The sequence below is a fragment of the Natrinema sp. CBA1119 genome, assembly GCF_002572525.1.
Lineage (GTDB): Archaea > Halobacteriota > Halobacteria > Halobacteriales > Natrialbaceae > Natrinema.
This window is the reverse complement of record NZ_PDBS01000002.1, coordinates 170,344-187,873: the sequence shown is the minus strand read 5'-3', so window position 1 is coordinate 187,873 and position 17,530 is coordinate 170,344. Positions and strand designations below refer to the sequence as shown.

Sequence of the window (17,530 nt, the reverse complement as noted above, 5' to 3'; positions counted from 1 at the left end):
CGGAAGTACCACTTGCAAATGCGCCGGACACCATAATATGATCAATCGTAGCAAGGAAATACTAACCATGCATCTTGTTCTGCGATCGAGGAACTGTCTCGACTATTGGTTTACAGGTGAAACCGGTCCTAGCGTGTCCGAGATAGTGTTCGACTCGGAACACCAACAGGAGGTGGAGCTCCATGAGTGAACTCCCACCGCAGACGACCATCAAGCGGTGGCTGGTGACGACTAACCACAAGGACGTTGGAATTCTGTACATCGCGACGGCGCTGTTCTTCCTCATCGCCGGCGGCGTCCTCGCATTGCTGTTCCGCGCTCACCTCTGGGAGTTCGGCGGCACCGGACTCCTCACGAACACCGAGTATAATCAGTCGGTCTCGATTCACGGGCTGTTGATGGTGTTCTGGTTTATTTCACCGCTCGGGTTTGGCTTTGGGAACTATATCGTTCCGCTCCAGATCGGGGCGAAGGACATGGCATTTCCGCGTCTGAATGCGCTGAGTTACTGGTTCTACCTGTTCTCAGGCCTTCTCATCCTCTTCTCGTTCTTCCAGGGGACGACGTGGGCCAACGGCTGGTACATGTACGCGCCGCTGAACGTGCCGATCTACAATCCCGGTTACACGCTGACGATGGGCGGCAATGCGACGATCCTCGCGGTGACCCTGTTTGTCCTGTCGACCACCCTCAGTACGGTGAATTTCCTGACGACGATCCACCGCTGTCGCGCCGAGGGCCTCGGCCTGTGGAACATGCCGCTGGTCACGTGGGGGATCCTCCTGACTGTCTGGATGATGCTGTTCGCGTTCGCGGCGCTGCTGGCCGCACTGATCCTCATGTTGACCGATCGCCTCCTGCTCACGCAATACTTCGCGACCGCCCAGGGCTCGAGCCTGCTGTGGGCTCACCTCTTCTGGTTCTTCGGCCATCCGGAGGTGTATATCGTCTTTTTCCCTGCGCTGGGGATCATGTTCGAAACATTCCAGACGTTCACTGGCCGACGAATCGTCGGCCGGAAGTGGGTCATCATCGCGATGGTGCTCGTCGCGGTACAGTCCTTCCTGGTCTGGATGCACCACATGTTTCTGACGACGATCAACCTCCCAATCAAGACGCTGTTCATGGCGACGACAATCGGGATTTCGCTTCCCTTCGATCTGATGGTCTTCGCGTTGATCTACACGATGGTCAAGGGTCGCGTCCGATTCACGACACCGTTTCTGTTCACCCTCGGCGCGCTCGTCCTGTTTATCATCGGTGGCATTACGGGCGTCTTCCTCGGTGCAGTCGTCCTCGACTACGAGTTCAGGGGTACCTATTGGGTCGTCGCGCACTTCCACTACGTGATGGTGGCGGGCGTCACCGCGCTGATCGGCGGCCTCTACTACTGGTGGCCGAAGATCTCCGGCAAGATGTACGACGAACGGCTCGGGAAACTCAGCTTCGCCGTTTACTTTGTCGGTTTCAATCTGCTGTACTTCCCGATGTTCCTCGCGTGGGAGACGCCGCGACGCGTCTTCCACTACCCTGAGGGGACCGAACTCCTCCACCAGATTGCGACCGTCGGGGCATTCGTCATCGGTACAGGGGTTCTCCTCGTTTTCGTTACACTCGCGAAGAGTTTCGTTTCGGGACCCGACGCGCCCGATAACCCGTGGGCATACTCGCGAACTGCCGAGTGGGCGACCACGTCGCCGCCGCCGCTCGAGAACTGGCCGAACCGGCCCAGCTACGCGAACGGTCGCCTCGAGTTCGTCGACGACGCGACGGCGACCGACGGCGGTGCGGTCGCCCACGAGCGCACTGGGGAGGTGGAGTCGCTCGAGGCCGACCACGAGGATCACGCGAGCATCTGGCCGTTCGGAATCGGGCTCGGCATGTTCGTCATGTTCCTCGGGCTGTCGGGGCTGACACCCTACGTCGCCGACTTCGCGACCGCACGCGGCGCTGAATTCCCTGGCACGGTCGCCGGATCGGAGAACGTACTCTATCCCGCGCTCTCGCTCGTCGGCGTCGGCATCCTGGGAATCGCGCTGTTCCAGTACGGGCGCGAGGAATTCAACGCACCCGAGATGGCCATCGCCGAGCGCTGGCCGTTCGAGGGGGTCGGCACGACGAAGACCGGTATCTGGTTCTTCCTGGCCTCAGACGTCGTCGTCTTCGGTGCCGTCATCGGAGCGTACGTCTTTATGCGGATCCACGCCGGCTGGGGTAACTTCGAGACTGTGCCACCGTCGGCGACGATCGGCCTGATCAACACCTACGTCCTGATCACCTCGAGTTTCACGGTCATTCTCGCGCTGGTGATGGCCGAACGCGGGAACAAGCGCGGGCTGCTGGCGTCGATGGGGGTCACGCTGCTGCTCGGACTCACGTTCCTCGCCATCAAAGGCTATGAGTGGAGCCAGGAGTTCGCTCACGGCATCTACTGGTTCACCGAACTCCAGTACTCGATGTATTTCGTGACGACCGGATTACACGCGCTGCACGTCATCTTCGGCCTGCTCATCGCGACGTTCATGATCTACCGAATCGTGAGCGTCGATGCCTACCTCGAGGACAACCGTCCGGTGGAGTTCTTCGGGCTCTACTGGCACTTCGTCGACATCGTCTGGGTGATTCTCTTCCCGCTGTTCTACCTAATGTAGCGTGGACGTTTCGCTTTCCCTCGCTCGAAACCGGCCGTTTGGACTATTCGCTGTATTGTTCGTTGCTAGAGGGTGTCATAGAATGATTCACATGGTTCTATGAGTTATCGTTAACACCTTGAAAACGCCGTATACTTGGTTCACGCCGTTCTTAGCGAGTCACATACATGGCAAAGGAAAAATTCGGCGTTGCTGTTGACGAAGAGTTCGATACTCATCGAAGTTCTCGAAACAACGCTATACGCTCCATCAACACATCGTTCTCCTGTGTCTCAAAGTCCGGAAGGATATGACCTACCGAACGCTTCTTGACGAACTTATCAAGATGCCTCGTACTCGAAACGCTATCAATCTCACCGAACTCCCATCGATCAAGCAGCTAATCGCAACTCGCCACATCTATCCTACAAACCACTCTCTATACGTCCTACAAGCTGCTTCTATAATTTATACGGTAGTTTCGTAACCGCCTCCGGAATTTATAACCCATCTACAACCTCTAGTCTAGCTAACGATGACAGATCTAACAGATACTCTCTCTACAGAGAATGTTGTCGCCTCTACCAGTATCGACCAAGAACTCAACTTAGAAGCACTATCAAACGATCTTAACGGAGTAGACTATAATCCAGAACAATTCCCAGGATTAGTCTACAGAACAAATAACCCGAAAGCCGCAACCCTGATTTTCCGATCTGGGAAAATGGTCTGCACCGGAGCGTCCTCAGTCGATGATGTGAACTCCGCTATTTCCATAACCTTCGATCAACTTCAAGAGCTAGGGATCGAGATACCAGATGACCCAGAGATTATCATACAGAATATTGTGACCAGCGGTGATTTAGGGAAGACACTGAACTTGAACGGGGCTGCTATCGGGCTGGGGTTAGAACGCATTGAGTATGAACCAGAGCAATTCCCTGGATTGGTTTACCGCGGCGAGGATTTAGATGCGGTAGCTCTCCTCTTTGGGAGCGGAAAAATCATAATCACTGGAGGCACGGAAATCGATGAAGCAAGAGACGTTATTCAAAATATTGCTTCAAAGCTTCAAGACTTAGGTCTGCTGTAAAATGGAACTGGTCAATATATCCCAAAGACTACTAAATAGGGCCATGAAAGAAGATGCCTGAATGCCAAAATTGTGGCACTCATGTCACTGAACGGTATGCTCGTGTGTTCACTCCAGATGGCGTTGATGAACCACGGGTCTGCCCCCAATGCCCTGATAAACTTCGAGATGGTGCAACTATTCGGGAGGCAAAATCACAACGTCGGGGATAGAATAAGCGGACTCTATACGGGCATGACAGTCCGTTTTTATTCAACTCGATCTCGGCCTACTTCTGCGGTTACTATAGGATGCTTACTGAGCAAGATAGGGAACAGAAGGCCAACCGACAACGCCAATGGTTAGTACCACGAACATGGGAAGAGCATGGAGGCCGCGGAATAGGCGGGGTCCGGCGACAGCCCTTCAAAGAAGATAGCTCCGGCCGCAGCTGCTACCATCCCAAAGAAAACGCCATAGAGCGCGACTGTGGGCTAGATGCGATTCGTTCTCTTGAAAAGGACGGTGCCACCAAGGAAAACGACTCCACCGAGACCGAGAAAGATTCCGTGCTACTGAGAGAGTCCTCCGGTCGCCGTCGCATCATGTGTGGACACCACGGAAATCTATGTGAGAGCGGTACAACAAGAAAGAGTATAGACAGCGGACGTCTGGAACCGAGACGCCGTGAACGCTCACGGACATCCTCGTTTCTTGGTTGTCGCCGTACCGGTATATTGGTGAATCTTTCCCAGCGAGCCACTTCTGCCTGACTGATTCCATCGAAATACTGGAAATATAGGGATGGAGCGATTGGTAGCAAACCGCCTGTAATCCACGCCCTCCGTACCTAGCCCGTCGACGACGAACTTGAGCAACTCCAGTTCTGTAGCTGGATTTTTGGACACTAACTTAGTGTTAACTTTATTTGTTGCTTGAAGTAGCATCAGGCGTACCGATCGAGGACAGCCCATTCGTCACAGTGAGGGCATTTATGTTTGGTTACGACTAGACCCTTCGAGGGAAGATATTCGAAACAGCCCTCACAGGTGTAGTCTCCGCAATTATCGCAGCGATAGCCGTCGAATATTCCACCGCCACATCGTCGCATCTTTCCATCAGGTGACGGGGTTTCCTCTAGTGTCTTAACCTCCGGTGTAGAATAACCCTGCTACAAGAGTCAGTGCACTGTACTTCATATTCCCGTATTGCAATTCCACTATTCGAGTGATAACACGATAGACCATAATTATATAATCTTCAATATCGGTTATCCATCGTTATCGGTGATTTCCAAAAATTATATATGAATGTAATCAACATTGCCAGCTATCGTTCAATCGCACATAATCAACTGACGAATGTCACGGAACACCGTCAACACCACTGTGTCGATCATGCCCGCCGATGCGTTATTCCTCAGCTGGGCGACCGGAATCAACGCATCCGGGCTCTTCCGTGAGGCATTGGCCGAGCAGACGGCCTATCGAGATATCGACCGCGACGAACTCTCGAACCTCGTCGACGACGCGCTTACTGACAGCGACCGAGATCTCGACGGCCTCCTCGAACAAACCTCCAGCATCGAGGATATGAACGCCCTGCTCGAAGCAAACCCTTCCACCGACTAGCTCCCCCAGTCTATGAGCCAAGCACCCTCTGACCCCGCGAGCGATGCACTGTCAACTGAAACATCCCCTACTGACGACCAGAACGCCGAGTCGACGATCAGCCACCGTCTCAAAGCAGTCCTCGCTCGAGCGCCTCCGCGGTTTGTCTCCCTCTCGATGGGGCTCGCGTTCCTCATCGTCGCTGTTGGCCCGGCCGCCGCACAGAGTCAGGTCGGCGATGTATACTGTGACACTGGCGTCGCGACAGGGATTGACCTCGTGTTCGGCGCGGTCGCAGGCCTCGGCCTCCCCGCAACCGGTTTCTACATCGGGAAGGCTGGCCTCTCGTACATGCGCGCTGGCGGTAACCCCGAGAAGAAGAACGATGCCAAGGAAAAACTCGTCATGTCCGGCATCGGCTTCGGCATCGTCACCCTCGCACTCGTCTCGCCCGAACTCATCGACAAAGTCGGTAGTCAAATGGGATTCGGCTTCTCAGACTGCGTGAAGCCCTTCTAATCCCATTTGGAGTGGCTAGCGAACTGTCTCCGCTCCCCTCACCTCATAATCATGTACACCCTCCGTACGATGGCTGCCGTGCTTGCCCTCTTTCTCGTGAGCAGCAGCGCTGTAGTTGTCGTCGCGGGAGGCATAGCTCCCGCCACAACATCCGATTCAGGATCTGCTGTTCCTGACGACGGACCGGACTACGGCGTGAATAACAGTACGTTTCAGCATCTCTGGTCCGAGGACGCCGACAACGGCAATCTCTCAGCAGACGATTTCGACGATGCAAACGTTTCATCGCGTGCCGAGTTCGCACACCGACTTGCTCGGTCGACGGACATCCCGTTCGAGCAGCCACCACAGGCTACTGGGGACTGGAACAATGGAGATTCCGGTGATTTCAGTCCTGGTGGCCGAGATACGTCTATCCATCCTGAAAGTGCATCCCTCGAAGACGGTGTGTACATAAAGGATGCGTATGTCAGCATCTTCGCCACCCAACCGTCGACGATCCTCCACCAAGGGAACGAGACGACGCAATACGTTGCCCCAGACGGCCAGGTCCGCGCACTCAGTGACTACCGCGTTGCTGTTCCCCAAGGGGATCAGAACGGGTCGCAGCGTGATCACTGGTCGATCGACCAAACGAGTATCGAGTCTGTTGAGCTCTCCGCTGATGGGCGAACCATCAACACTGGAAGCGGCCATCAGGCCACGCTCCAGTACACTGACCTCTCGGAATCACCGCAGCTGACCGTCGAGGCCAATATTACGGTACAACTCCGTCACGTCACACTGGATTGTCCAGACTGGAACTCCTCGATCTCCAGTTGTGACGGAGATTGGAATCGCGACGTCGAAACCCCTGAAGCATCGAAAACGGTGTCGACGTCACAGACCGTCGTTGTCAACCAACTTTCCGGCATTTCTGGGAATCGTGTCCAGTTCGAAGCAAACGAGGACCAAATCGGCGCGGTCGTCCATCCGAACACGGAGTGGTCGACGATTGCGGTCGACGGTGACGTTCGGGCCCGGAGCAACTGGTGGTTCTACACAGCCGGGAAATCTGGCTGGCAGACGATGGTCACGACCACCGCGGCCAACACGTCACGTAGTGAGTCGTCGGTGCGTCCCGTCCAAGTCCACGCGTTCCCGAGTCAGCAAGCGTCATACGTGCTGACCGAACCAACCGGCGATGGGAAGCGTCCACTCGTCATCGAGGAAACGTGGGGGACAGAACAATCAGGGCCGTCGCTACCGCCAAACATCGACCTCGGGTCTGCCGATCCGTACGTGAACGCAGACTCGATTGCTGTAAGTTCCACAACCCTCGACAAGAGCGCCTTCCGTGAGGTCACGGTACATGGCATCGTCAGAGGGCAATCGCGAACGGTCTCCCTCTCAGAGCAGCAAACCGTCCGCGAGACGAATCTCACCGTGACCGTCACCGAAGCCAACGCTACCCACGCGGTCGTCCGTGCAAAAGTCACGGAGAATGCGACTGATGATATTGTCACGACCGGCCGCGTGGCGGTCGGGAATCAGACCACGACGCTCAACAACAGTGGAATGGCTGTCATTACCATTTCGAATCCCTCTCTGCTCGTTCACGGCCAGTACCAGTCGGCTCCATGGTGGCGCACTGATCAACCATACGAAGCGTCGGATGACGTCGCGAAGACACCTGCGAACTTCCCCGACTTCCAGACGCTCATCCAGCTCGTCGTCGTGACGATACTCTGGTTCATCCCCGTCGCTGTCCTAGTCTTCGGCTTCGACTACATGTCCGATGGCGCGCTGCTTGGACTCTCAAACCGAACATGAACGACAACACCAACTCACCCAGTCACAGCAGGTGTATCGACCGCCGAACAGTCCTCAGTGGGCTCAGCGGAGCCCTCGTCGCGCTCGCTGGCTGTACCTCATCGCCATCCGATAACAATAGTACTGACTCTGGGACATCACCACCTCTTGGAAGCGAGAGCGATATCTTTGCGAGCGTCGCGATGAACGAGACCGCCCTCGTTGTCGAACTCGCCAGCGACACTGAGGCTAATTCGGTGAATCTTCTCAATCCGAATGGTGAGATGAACGCGCTTCAGCGAGTCGAAGAGGGGGCGACACAGGTTACATTCCAGCTCCTCGGTGAAGCCGAAGACGGGTACACGCCCGGTGACTACCGCGTCGTCGCTGTCGCTGGTGACGAGACGGTCGGCGAGACGACGATCTCCCTCGAGCCCGAGGTCACGATTACAGACGTCAAGTGGGCGAAGAACCATCCGGACATGGATTGGGACAAGGACAGATCAATGTGGCAGCAATTCGCCGTTCTTACTGTCGAAAATACAGGGAACGCGCCGACGTATCTCACGGCGTTTCAGTGGACAGATTCACCACATACCAAGGTATCTCCATCGGGGACGTTGACGCACAATCCTAACACCCTCTTGCCGCCAGGTGAGACAACTATCTACTCTACTGCTCCGATATATCAGACGGAAGATCCGACTGGTGTTTACGGGGCTATCGATTGTGGCAACTTGGAGACGGATACGCTCACCGTCACAGGAGCCGTCCAGGCTGGGACGAATCCGTCCTACTCACAGACAATCGAGTATGGTGGGGAGAAATACTCGTGTGAACTAACCATCGTGGACGGCGACCCGACTGATTCGACCCAAACGACGTCGAACGGGAGTGATACCTGAATGGGATGGATGGAAGAGCAGGTTGAGGACGCCATCGAGAACGTCCTCACGAGCATTAAAGAGGCATTCCTCGGGTTTGCAAATGACATTTTCGAGGCGCTTCTCAACCCAATTGTCGGTGTCCCCGCGCCGGAATCCAGCTCCCGGTACATCGTCGTCGGCACGCCCGATAATGCGCCATGGCAGAGTCTGTATGCGGGTTTCTATCTCCAGTACATTCTGCCGTTGACGATCATGTTACTAGTTATTGGACTCGCGTACATCGGTCTCCGATCGGGATCAATCAGTAACTACCGTCGTAAACGACTCCTCCGACGGATCGGGCTCGTGTTCATGGGGACGTTTGTCTGGTTCCCGCTTGTCTCGCTTCCGCTCCAGTTCGCCGATGCACTGGGCCTCACGCTCGCCCCAATTGACAGTATGTCGGCCGGGTTTGGGAGTCTCATCGAATCGGCAGTCGGTGGTCTTTTCGTCGTTCTCGCCATGGTGATGATTTCGAACTTTTTGCTCATTGTTGCCGCCATCGTCTACGGTCTTCGGTGGCTTGGAATCCTCGTACTGACGCCATTGATGCCGTTACTCGGTGTCTTCTGGGCACTTGACGTGTGGCCACTCAGCCCGGCATCGGAGATCGCTCGCCGTGCTGCTGGCGTCTATCCTGGTCTCGTTCTCGCGGGACTTCCTGCTGCCGTCCTCTTTCGAATCGGCTGGCAGATGAATCTCACTACGAGCGCAGACGGAATCTTCTCGCTATTCCTTGGGCTCGTGCTCATACCGGCGGCCTGTATCGCCTCGATTATGACCGTCTACTGGTCTGCCCCTGCGGTCCAGACGATCGCCCGACAGGGAGCGGGAAAGACGAATCCGGCGGCTGCCGCCTCAGCCGCGAAAACAGGCACTGGAAAATCTGTTCGCGGTGCCCGGAACGTGCATCGAGGATACGCCGAGAACGGCCACGGCCCGGTAACGAAGAGCGGACAAACACAGCTCGGTAGCGGTGATTCGAAAGCCTACACGCTTGGATCGTCTGCTCAATCGGCGAAGGGCCACGCAGGTCGCTACAATAACCTGCGGCAGTCGAAGACGGGACGGATGCGCGATAAGACGAAAGAAGACGTGAGTCAGGCCACACAGGCGGCGAAGGCCCGGTCGAAGCAGGCGTTCAGGAACACGAAAAACAAGGTTTCGCGGTGGTGACGATCCATGAGTACAAACACTGACGACCACGAGTACAGCGCGCGACGAATTCATCAATCCCTCGGCGGGACGACTGCGTTCTTCCAGGGGTATACCATCGGCGAGATCATGCTGTTCGTCGGCGTGGCGTTCGTCACGCTCATCGGCGCAGCACTCGTCCCGGCCACCTTTACGATCCCAATCCTCGGGATCGGCATCATGCTCGGACTCCTTCTGGGATTACTCCACAAGGTGAAGCCCTCCTACCTGTGGCTAACCGAGTGGCTGGCCGCCCGCCTCGGCTGGGCGGTCAAGAACAAGGAGTACACTCACGGTGAGGACAATAGCGAAGTCCGCTACCTGACCCGCGTTGGTCAGGTCTTCCCGCACGCCATTGAGCGGTCAGACGGCGCACTCGTCGGCGCAATGAAAGTCGAACCGGCGAACATGGCGCTCGAAGACGACGAGGCGTGGGCGAAAGCCGTCCAATCGCTCTCCGAGTTTGTCAATGCGACCATCGACTTCCACGTGAAGTTCTATCTCACCAGCCGGGAAGTCGACCAGGACGACGTCGTCCGTGGCCACCAGCGTCGCCTCGGTGACGCCGACGTCCGCTCGCGCCCCATCCTCAAGCGGCTGCTCGAAGAGTACATCACCACCAACACCAACCAGGATGGCGATATCGACTCCGAAAGCACGACCATCCGCGAATACTACATCATCACCGCCGTTCGCGACGCCGACGTCGAACAGCTCGACGAAACCGGTGATAGCGTCCTCGCCTACCTTGCCGACATCCCTGTCCTGGGGCGCGTGTTTGGTCGATTCCAGTCCGACGGTCTCTCCGAGGCCGAACGCGACCGCCTCAAAGAGGACAAGTTGGAATCTCGGCTTGGGCAGATCCGCCGGGGCGGGTCGTCGCTCTACCGCTGTTCGGTCAGTCCGGTTGACGCCTACGATCTCACTCGTGTGACCAAAGAATACTGGACAGGGCGCACTGAGGAGTACGGCGATATCACTGACGCAATCGGCACGTTCCCAGTCGTCGCACACGGCATCAGCGACGACGTGCCGTCGACACCAGACCCAGACGATGTCGTCGACGCGATGGACGATGGCCAGTATAGCAGTCGTGGCACTTCGACCAACGATCACGACCAAGAGAACAACGAGTGGGACATCTCCGTCGATGACCTTGACAGTGAAGTCGCAGAAACGGACGACAAGACAGACGTCGACTATGAGAATCACCTCGATGACACGTCGACGCTACATCAGTCGGTTATTGCGCCATCGACGGTCGACTGGGAGACGACCTACGCCGTCATCAACGACGATACGTACGTCCGGACGTTCTGGATCGAGCAGTTCCCGGAGGAACCTGCCGACGGGATGCTCGAGCGATTACTGCTGGAGACCGAACTACAGACGGACATCAGCATCCATCTCGATCCGTTCGGCAACCAGTCGGCCGAGGATATGATGGCCGACTGGATTTCGGATTTGAAGGTCAACCAGCACGACTCAAACAGCCTTAAAGCCGAAGATCTCCAGGAGGACATCGACCGTGGGAAGTTCATGCGGTCGCTCGTGCGGGCGAACAAGGCGTCGTTCTACCGTGGTGGCGTCTTCATCCGACTCTCCGCCGAGAGCAAGCAGGAACTAGACAACCAATCGACGCGCCTGCGCTCGATTGTCAAAGACGCGCCCGCGAACTGTACGCTCAAAGTAGCGAACCGCTGGCAAGAAAAGGGCCTTGCGACAGTCTCACCCCTCGGTCGGAATGAGCTTGGTCGCGACCGGATGTCGACGCTGACGAACCAGGCGGTCGGCGCGATGTTCCCGTTCTCGTCGAACTACATGATGATGGACGAGGGCGTCGAGTACGGCTACCACGGTCACAACGGTTCGCCTGTCCAGATTAACCCGTGGGAGCTGGAAACCGGCCACAGCGAACTCGTCGTCGGAATGCCCGGCGCCGGGAAGACATTCGGCGACATCATGCGCCACTTGCGGATGATGAAGCGCCAGCAGGAGACGATGCTCGTGATGATCGACCCGGTCGGCGGGTTCAACGGCATCGCCGACGCGCTGAACGCGAAGACGATCTCTGTCGGGGGCGACACACAGCTGAATCCCCTGGAGATCCGTGAGACGCCCCAGGAGGTGCTCGATTCCGAGGACGGTATCTCACCATTGTCCGCGAAGAGAGACGAGGTGTACGCCGTGCTCGAGAACTTCCTGACCGCTCGCGATATCAACCTCGGAACCGAAACGGGGGTGCTCTCGTACGTCATCGACGAAGCGTACCGGCAAGCAGGTGTCGTCGAGGACGACGTGTCGACGCACACCCCGGAGAACTCGCCGACGATGACGGATGTCCATCGTATCCTCGCGGATATCGCCGACCATCCCGAGGAACACAACATCGCAGCGTCCGAATCTGCTCGCGAGCGCGCCGCACAGTACGCCGACGAACTCGCCATTGCATTCCAGCCGTTCCGTGAGGGTGGCGCGTACGCGAATCTCTCAGAGCGGTCGGAGATCGACATCCTCGAAGGCGACAACAAGGTAGTCTACATCGACCTCGGCCAAATCGAAGGGAGTGCGTCAGGAATCGACCGGCAGACGTTCCTGATGCAGTTGCTCTTGTCGACGGTCTACCAGCAGGCGAAAAAGACCGATCGAAACGTCGAACTCGCCATCGATGAGGCGCACTACCTCTTCGAGGATCAGGCGAATCTCGATTTCCTCGAAACGGCGTTCCGGCACCAGCGCCACGCCGGCCTGCGGATGGTCCTACTCTCCCAGACTGCCCAGGAGTTCTACGAGACCGACCAGGCCGAGAAAATCCTTGGCATGTGCCCCATCAAAGTCTTCCACAAACTGCCTGACTTGGATGACGAGACGGCCGACAAAATCGGGCTCACGCGTGAGCAGCGCCAGTACGTCCGTGGGGCCGACGCCGGAAAGGAGGATCTCGGATACAGTCAGGCGCTCGTCCGCGTCGAAGAACACGGGACATACCCGCTGCACGTCGTCGCTGACGAGTTCGAGAAGCGCGTCATCGACTACGAGCCCGACGACCGCGAGTTCATCCAGCAGACGATTAGTGCCGAGCCCGAGAACCTCGTCGACTTCGAGGGCTTCGTGGAGGATCAGGCGCAGATGAACGCGCTCACTAACCGCTACGACCTCTGCGAGGACGAGGCGACTCGCATTCTCGATGATGGGTTCACCGAGGACGAGATCATCGAAGCGGTCGTCGCGAACGCACGGCGGAACGGTACGGTGGAGACGTCCGCGCTCGCTGACGGCGGAGACGACGCTGTCCAGTCCGATGAGGAGGGTGCTGACGATGTTTAGTCAACTCCTGGGTGGCAACCTGCAGTACGACGCAACACAGCTGGAGTTCGAAGAGCCGTTCGTCCAGCACCCAGAGAGTGCGCCGGGTATCCTGCTCAGGATTCGTCCGTTCAAAGAGAATCAGGGAGTCGTCGACGGCGCCGGACTGCTCCAGTCAGTTCACGACGTGACGACGAACTTCCGGGGGAAGAACACGAGCGACCACCACTCCTTCGAAGTCTGGTTCGACGAGGGGAAGGTCAAATTCTTCATGCACGCTGCAACTGAGGCGGCCGCCGACAAGTTCCGCCGTCGCGTCGGCAACAACTACGCCAACAGCGAGGTGTTCCCCGTCGAAGGAGGATCTGCCTTCCCCGTCATCGAGCCCGACGAGTACGTCGCCGGTGCGTGGCTAGAGATGGAGAAGCTCCCCTATTACCCGATTCGCCACCACAACAGCGAGGAGTGGGAGACGGATCCATATGGCGAGATCACGAGCGAGATGCTCTCGCTCGACGATAGCAAAGTCGTCACGCAGGTCGTCTTTCGACCGGCCAAGCAGTCTTGGACCGGTGGCGACCGGTTCAAGCACAACAGTGTCGACGACCTCGCCCACGCACTCCGCCAGGGAACGTCGGTGGGATGGCTCAATCCTCGCACGCGGCCAGCAAGCGAGAAGGACAAGCAGGCCGCCAAAACTATCGAGCAGCAGCGCGGCCAGCAGGCGTTCCACGTCAACATCCGTGTGGTCGCAATTTCAGTAGATAAGGACGAGGCCGAGGCCCGTGCCCGTGGGGTGGCCGGAATGTTCAGAAAGTACTACAACGCGATCACCGAGCAGGGTCTCGACGATACACCGGTATGGCATCGGAAGGAAGCCAAGCGTGCGCAGGTACTCCGCCAGCATGTCACCCGGATGGCCGACCGCGAGTGGACCGACCGGCGCATGATCATGACCGTCGACGAACTCGCCGGCGTCGCCCACATCCCGAACAACGAGATCGAGACGCCGAACATCGACTGGCGATACACGCAACGCGGTGACCGTGTCCCCGCCGACGCAGGCCAATACGAACCGGCCACCGACAGCGGAGATGCAAACGAACGCAATGCTGACAACAGAGGACACAATGGTGTTTGACCGATTTTTCGATCGTGGCGACTCCGAGGAGTCGCCTCCCTCGTCCGAGAAGCCCACAGAAGATGAGGAAGTAGATTCCAATTCGCAGACCAACGGAGACGAGCGGTCAACGTCCGATTCACGATCGGCTTCCCAGACCCGACTCGGCGAAACGTACGATATCAGTGAGCGAGACACGGCCTACGTTGGTGGGAAGTCCGTCATCACCGAGACAGCCAGTGAAGGCACCGTTGCGGGCTCGCACGTCCGTGAGATGTTCGAATCAGGTGTTGACACCTCGCCCGCCCCGCTCTGGATCGGCTACGACGAGGACGCCCAACGTGGATTCCGTGAAGCACCGCTCCGTTTCGAGTCGCTGTTCCGGCATATCTGGATCACGGGCACCACCGGCTACGGGAAAACCACGGAGTTGCTGAATATGATGATCCAGTGGTCATATTCAGAGTATGGCTTCGTATACTTCGACCCGAAAGGTCGCGACTCCCGCGAACTCCTGCGGAAACTCCCCGAAGACCGTCTGGACGATGTCGTCTGGATCGAGCCTGGATCGTCAGAGCACGACAAGACGGTCGGACTGAACTTCCTCGAGGTTCCCGATTGCAACACCGAGGAGGAACGCGAAAATGAAATCGAGAATCGCATCGAGAACCTCAAAGCAATCTTCGATACGGACGAGTACTGGGGGATCAACATGGAGTCGATCACCGAGTCGATGGGGCGAGCGATGATGCAGTCCGAGGAACCGTTCTCGGTGATCGATATGTACTTCACCCTCTTGAACGCCGAGCGACGCGAAGAGTTTGCCCTCGATGTCGACGACCCCTATGTGCGTGAATTCTGCCTCGAAATTGCACGGATGGACGACGAGACAGTCCGACCGCTGCTCAAGCGAATCAAATCGTGGGTCGAAAACTCGGTCATCCGGCGAATCATCTCCCACCGCGAGAGTACGATCGACTTCCGTGACATCATCGACAACGACCGAATCGTCATCGTCCGTACGCCCGTCGAGAACACGGACATCAAGAAGATGGTCACGCTCGGCGTGATGCGGAACCTCTGGAGCGCAATTCAACAACGGTCGTACGAACGCGATACCGACCCGGACCCCTACTTTGTCCTCTGTGACGAGTTTGACGACATCGCGAGCGACAACCTCGATATCGAGTCAATGCTCGCCCGTGCCCGGTCGATGCGACTCTCTGTGACGCTTTCCTCCCAGTACCCATCACAGTTCGATGAGGAGACGCTCAAGGCGATGCAGAACAACTGCGACAGCCTCATCGCCTTCTCGGTGAACGACGTCGACGACGCCCAGCTCTTGATGAAGCGGTTCCGAGACTATACGGCAGAGGACCTCATCTCGACCGACCAGTATCAGGCCTGGACGAAACTACCTCTTGACGGCGGTCGGTACTCCGAGCCCGTCCTCCTTCGCTCGTTCCCGCCATATCCACCGCTTCGGTCGGCTGACGCGGTCGACGATATCATCGAGCAGAGTTTAGACTGTTACGGGACCGACCCGCTGACCGACGCTGAGATTATGCAAAACCTCATCTACAGCGATGCCAACGAGGCAGCGAATCCGACGAAGATACTGGATGAAACGATGGCGGAGGCAATTCGTGCAGTGCAAATACGTGAGGACGTACGGACGGAAAACGGCTGGGTGGATGTCACCACCCTCGACGAGGAACTCTCGGTACGCCTTGAGAACAGCCATCCCGACATTGACTATGAGTACGAAGACTTGCCGGACGTGCGTGAAGCGTCACGGTTACTCGAAGTCGAACTGAAGAACGACGATATTGTCGTCCGTCTTTCCGACGAGGGGGAAACGACGGTACAGCCTGAGACTGGGACTGTCGGGTCGGCAGGCGGGACGAGCCACGATGCAGTACTTATTGATACCGAGACAGCGCTCACCGAACGCGGATTCAGTGTCGATATCCTCGAACAGGATGGGAGCGAGCAACCTGACGCCACCGCGACCCACCCAAACCACGACGACGTCTTCAACATTGAGGCCGAGACGACGACACCTGACCGGCCCGCGAAAGTTTTGCAGAACCTCAAACGAGCACATGAGGCCGACCGGATACCGCTCTTCGTCGTCCGTCCTGGTGACTCCGACACGAAGTGGGCCAAGCGAATCGAGAATATCCTCTCGCCGCCGCTGCAAGAGCGGGCCGACGGCACCGAACAGTTCTATAATCGTGACGAGATCGTGATGTTCGGCGGTGGCGCGACCGCTCACGGTGGAGTAACCGCAGTTCGGCCACACACCGCAGACACAAATCGAACTGTCTGGACACGCGATGACGGCGAGCGCGTACTTTCAGACGGCGAGACGGAGTTTTCCCGTGTTCCAGACGAGGGAACACTTTCCAAAGACGGCGTTCCGGCCTACTACAGCCACGACCGAGAAACCGGTCAGTACACCGTCCACGAACCCGGAGATACCTGCGTCTATGACTCGAAAGACGACTTCGAGAGAGACTGGACCCCGATCAAACGGCCGTTCATCCCCGACGTCGACCTTCCAAAGGCAGACGTTTCGCGCGAAAGCTACATCGTATTGATTCTCCCAGCCGACGGCAGTCCCATTATTTTCCAGCATGGCGAGACATATGCGCTGTCCGATAACCCCGACCACGAGGAGCTATGGCCGGGCGGTTCCATCGATAGCTCATCCCAAGTCGAAGTTTCGCCGACCGACCTTGGTGAGGATGCTCCGTTAGATGCGTCAGTATCTGATTCGCCGCGGAGAGACGAGTCGGTTGACGTCGATCCAGATGGCGACGGTGTTGAAGCGTTCACGGCGATGTACGTGAAGGAGACCGATGGAGCGCAGGTGCCGAAGAACGATTTATTTCAGGCGTACACCAACTGGGTCGAGACGCATGACATTGACGGAACGAACGACGTTTGGTTCGGTCGGAAGTTGGCGAATGCCGTCGACTATGATAGTGACCGCGTCAGAGAGGGCGACGAGAAAGTGAATGTCTACACTGGTATCGATCTGACGACAGAGGGATACCAGCTACTTGACCAATGAGTGATATCAGGAATATTGGGTATACTGGCTGGCGTTCCTCACGGTTCCATTCCGCTTGGACTCCGAGTAGGAATTCTACCGTATGCTGCTCGTTCTACCACGAACGCACGGTATCTGACTCATCCGTCCGGGGTAACTGGATGTCCGGGGTAAGCTCATCCACGAGTGTCCGGAGTAAAAACCACCGGACGGAAGCACTGTCCAGGGTAAATCCCGGCCAAAAACCAACTAATATAGAACGGGTTGCACCCGTTGGACAGGGTAGCGAACAGCCCATCGGTCA

Annotated in this window: 11 protein-coding genes and 1 pseudogene; all 12 read left to right on the top strand. The window is 57.2% G+C overall.

Annotated features, from left to right (window positions below):
• Positions 1-182 precede the first annotated feature (182 nt).
• The 12 genes and pseudogenes from CP556_RS21100 to CP556_RS21050 all read left to right on the top strand — a co-directional run bounded on the left by CP556_RS21100 (position 183) and on the right by CP556_RS21050 (position 17,247).
• Positions 183-2,651 carry a cbb3-type cytochrome c oxidase subunit I gene (locus CP556_RS21100; protein ID WP_098727647.1) on the top strand — a complete coding sequence of 823 codons (2,469 nt, stop codon included), beginning with the start codon at positions 183-185 and terminating at the stop codon, positions 2,649-2,651.
• A gap of 208 nt (positions 2,652-2,859) precedes the next feature.
• Positions 2,860-3,021: pseudogene (locus tag CP556_RS21095) on the top strand (IS5/IS1182 family transposase); the annotation flags it as partial.
• Between the two features lie 144 nt (positions 3,022-3,165).
• Positions 3,166-3,723, top strand: coding sequence for a TATA-box-binding protein (locus CP556_RS21090; protein ID WP_098727646.1), 558 nt, complete (start codon positions 3,166-3,168; stop codon positions 3,721-3,723).
• A gap of 53 nt (positions 3,724-3,776) precedes the next feature.
• Positions 3,777-3,935: a DUF7563 family protein gene (locus tag CP556_RS27625; RefSeq protein WP_486187785.1), complete on the top strand. Its 159-nt coding sequence runs from the start codon at positions 3,777-3,779 to the stop codon at positions 3,933-3,935.
• A gap of 1,128 nt (positions 3,936-5,063) precedes the next feature.
• Entirely contained in the window at positions 5,064-5,333 is a 270-nt protein-coding gene (locus CP556_RS21085; RefSeq protein ID WP_098727645.1) for a hypothetical protein, read from the top strand.
• A 12-nt stretch (positions 5,334-5,345) separates the two neighbouring features.
• Positions 5,346-5,831, top strand: coding sequence for a pilin (locus tag CP556_RS21080; RefSeq protein WP_098727644.1), 486 nt, complete (start codon positions 5,346-5,348; stop codon positions 5,829-5,831).
• Positions 5,832-5,882: 51 nt separating this feature from the next.
• Positions 5,883-7,643 carry a DUF8186 domain-containing protein gene (locus CP556_RS21075; RefSeq protein ID WP_098727643.1) on the top strand — a complete coding sequence of 587 codons (1,761 nt, stop codon included), beginning with the start codon at positions 5,883-5,885 and terminating at the stop codon, positions 7,641-7,643.
• Positions 7,644-7,825: 182 nt separating this feature from the next.
• Positions 7,826-8,527 carry a hypothetical protein gene (locus tag CP556_RS21070; protein WP_255291542.1) on the top strand — a complete coding sequence of 234 codons (702 nt, stop codon included), beginning with the start codon at positions 7,826-7,828 and terminating at the stop codon, positions 8,525-8,527.
• Positions 8,528-9,724, top strand: coding sequence for a TrbL/VirB6 family protein (locus CP556_RS21065; RefSeq protein ID WP_098727641.1), 1,197 nt, complete (start codon positions 8,528-8,530; stop codon positions 9,722-9,724).
• A gap of 6 nt (positions 9,725-9,730) precedes the next feature.
• Positions 9,731-13,069, top strand: coding sequence for a VirB4 family type IV secretion system protein (locus tag CP556_RS21060; protein WP_098727640.1), 3,339 nt, complete (start codon positions 9,731-9,733; stop codon positions 13,067-13,069).
• Positions 13,062-14,189 (top strand): DUF8128 domain-containing protein, encoded by a 1,128-nt coding sequence (locus tag CP556_RS21055; RefSeq protein ID WP_098727639.1) that lies wholly within the window; start codon positions 13,062-13,064, stop codon positions 14,187-14,189. Before CP556_RS21060 ends, CP556_RS21055 begins: the two co-directional genes overlap by 8 nt.
• Positions 14,179-17,247: a type IV secretory system conjugative DNA transfer family protein gene (locus CP556_RS21050; protein ID WP_176548286.1), complete on the top strand. Its 3,069-nt coding sequence runs from the start codon at positions 14,179-14,181 to the stop codon at positions 17,245-17,247. Before CP556_RS21055 ends, CP556_RS21050 begins: the two co-directional genes overlap by 11 nt.
• Positions 17,248-17,530 lie beyond the last annotated feature (283 nt).

Excerpts from the sequence above, each read along its gene's own strand:
- CP556_RS21100 (WP_098727647.1), top strand. The coding sequence starts at position 183 with ATGAGTGAACTCCCACCGCAGACGACCATCAAGCGGTGGCTGGTGACG.
- CP556_RS21090 (WP_098727646.1), top strand. The coding sequence starts at position 3,166 with ATGACAGATCTAACAGATACTCTCTCTACAGAGAATGTTGTCGCCTCT.
- CP556_RS27625 (WP_486187785.1), top strand. The coding sequence starts at position 3,777 with ATGCCTGAATGCCAAAATTGTGGCACTCATGTCACTGAACGGTATGCT.
- CP556_RS21085 (WP_098727645.1), top strand. The coding sequence starts at position 5,064 with ATGTCACGGAACACCGTCAACACCACTGTGTCGATCATGCCCGCCGAT.
- CP556_RS21080 (WP_098727644.1), top strand. The coding sequence starts at position 5,346 with ATGAGCCAAGCACCCTCTGACCCCGCGAGCGATGCACTGTCAACTGAA.
- CP556_RS21075 (WP_098727643.1), top strand. The coding sequence starts at position 5,883 with ATGTACACCCTCCGTACGATGGCTGCCGTGCTTGCCCTCTTTCTCGTG.
- CP556_RS21070 (WP_255291542.1), top strand. The coding sequence starts at position 7,826 with ATGAACGAGACCGCCCTCGTTGTCGAACTCGCCAGCGACACTGAGGCT.
- CP556_RS21065 (WP_098727641.1), top strand. The coding sequence starts at position 8,528 with ATGGGATGGATGGAAGAGCAGGTTGAGGACGCCATCGAGAACGTCCTC.
- CP556_RS21060 (WP_098727640.1), top strand. The coding sequence starts at position 9,731 with ATGAGTACAAACACTGACGACCACGAGTACAGCGCGCGACGAATTCAT.
- CP556_RS21055 (WP_098727639.1), top strand. The coding sequence starts at position 13,062 with ATGTTTAGTCAACTCCTGGGTGGCAACCTGCAGTACGACGCAACACAG.
- CP556_RS21050 (WP_176548286.1), top strand. The coding sequence starts at position 14,179 with ATGGTGTTTGACCGATTTTTCGATCGTGGCGACTCCGAGGAGTCGCCT.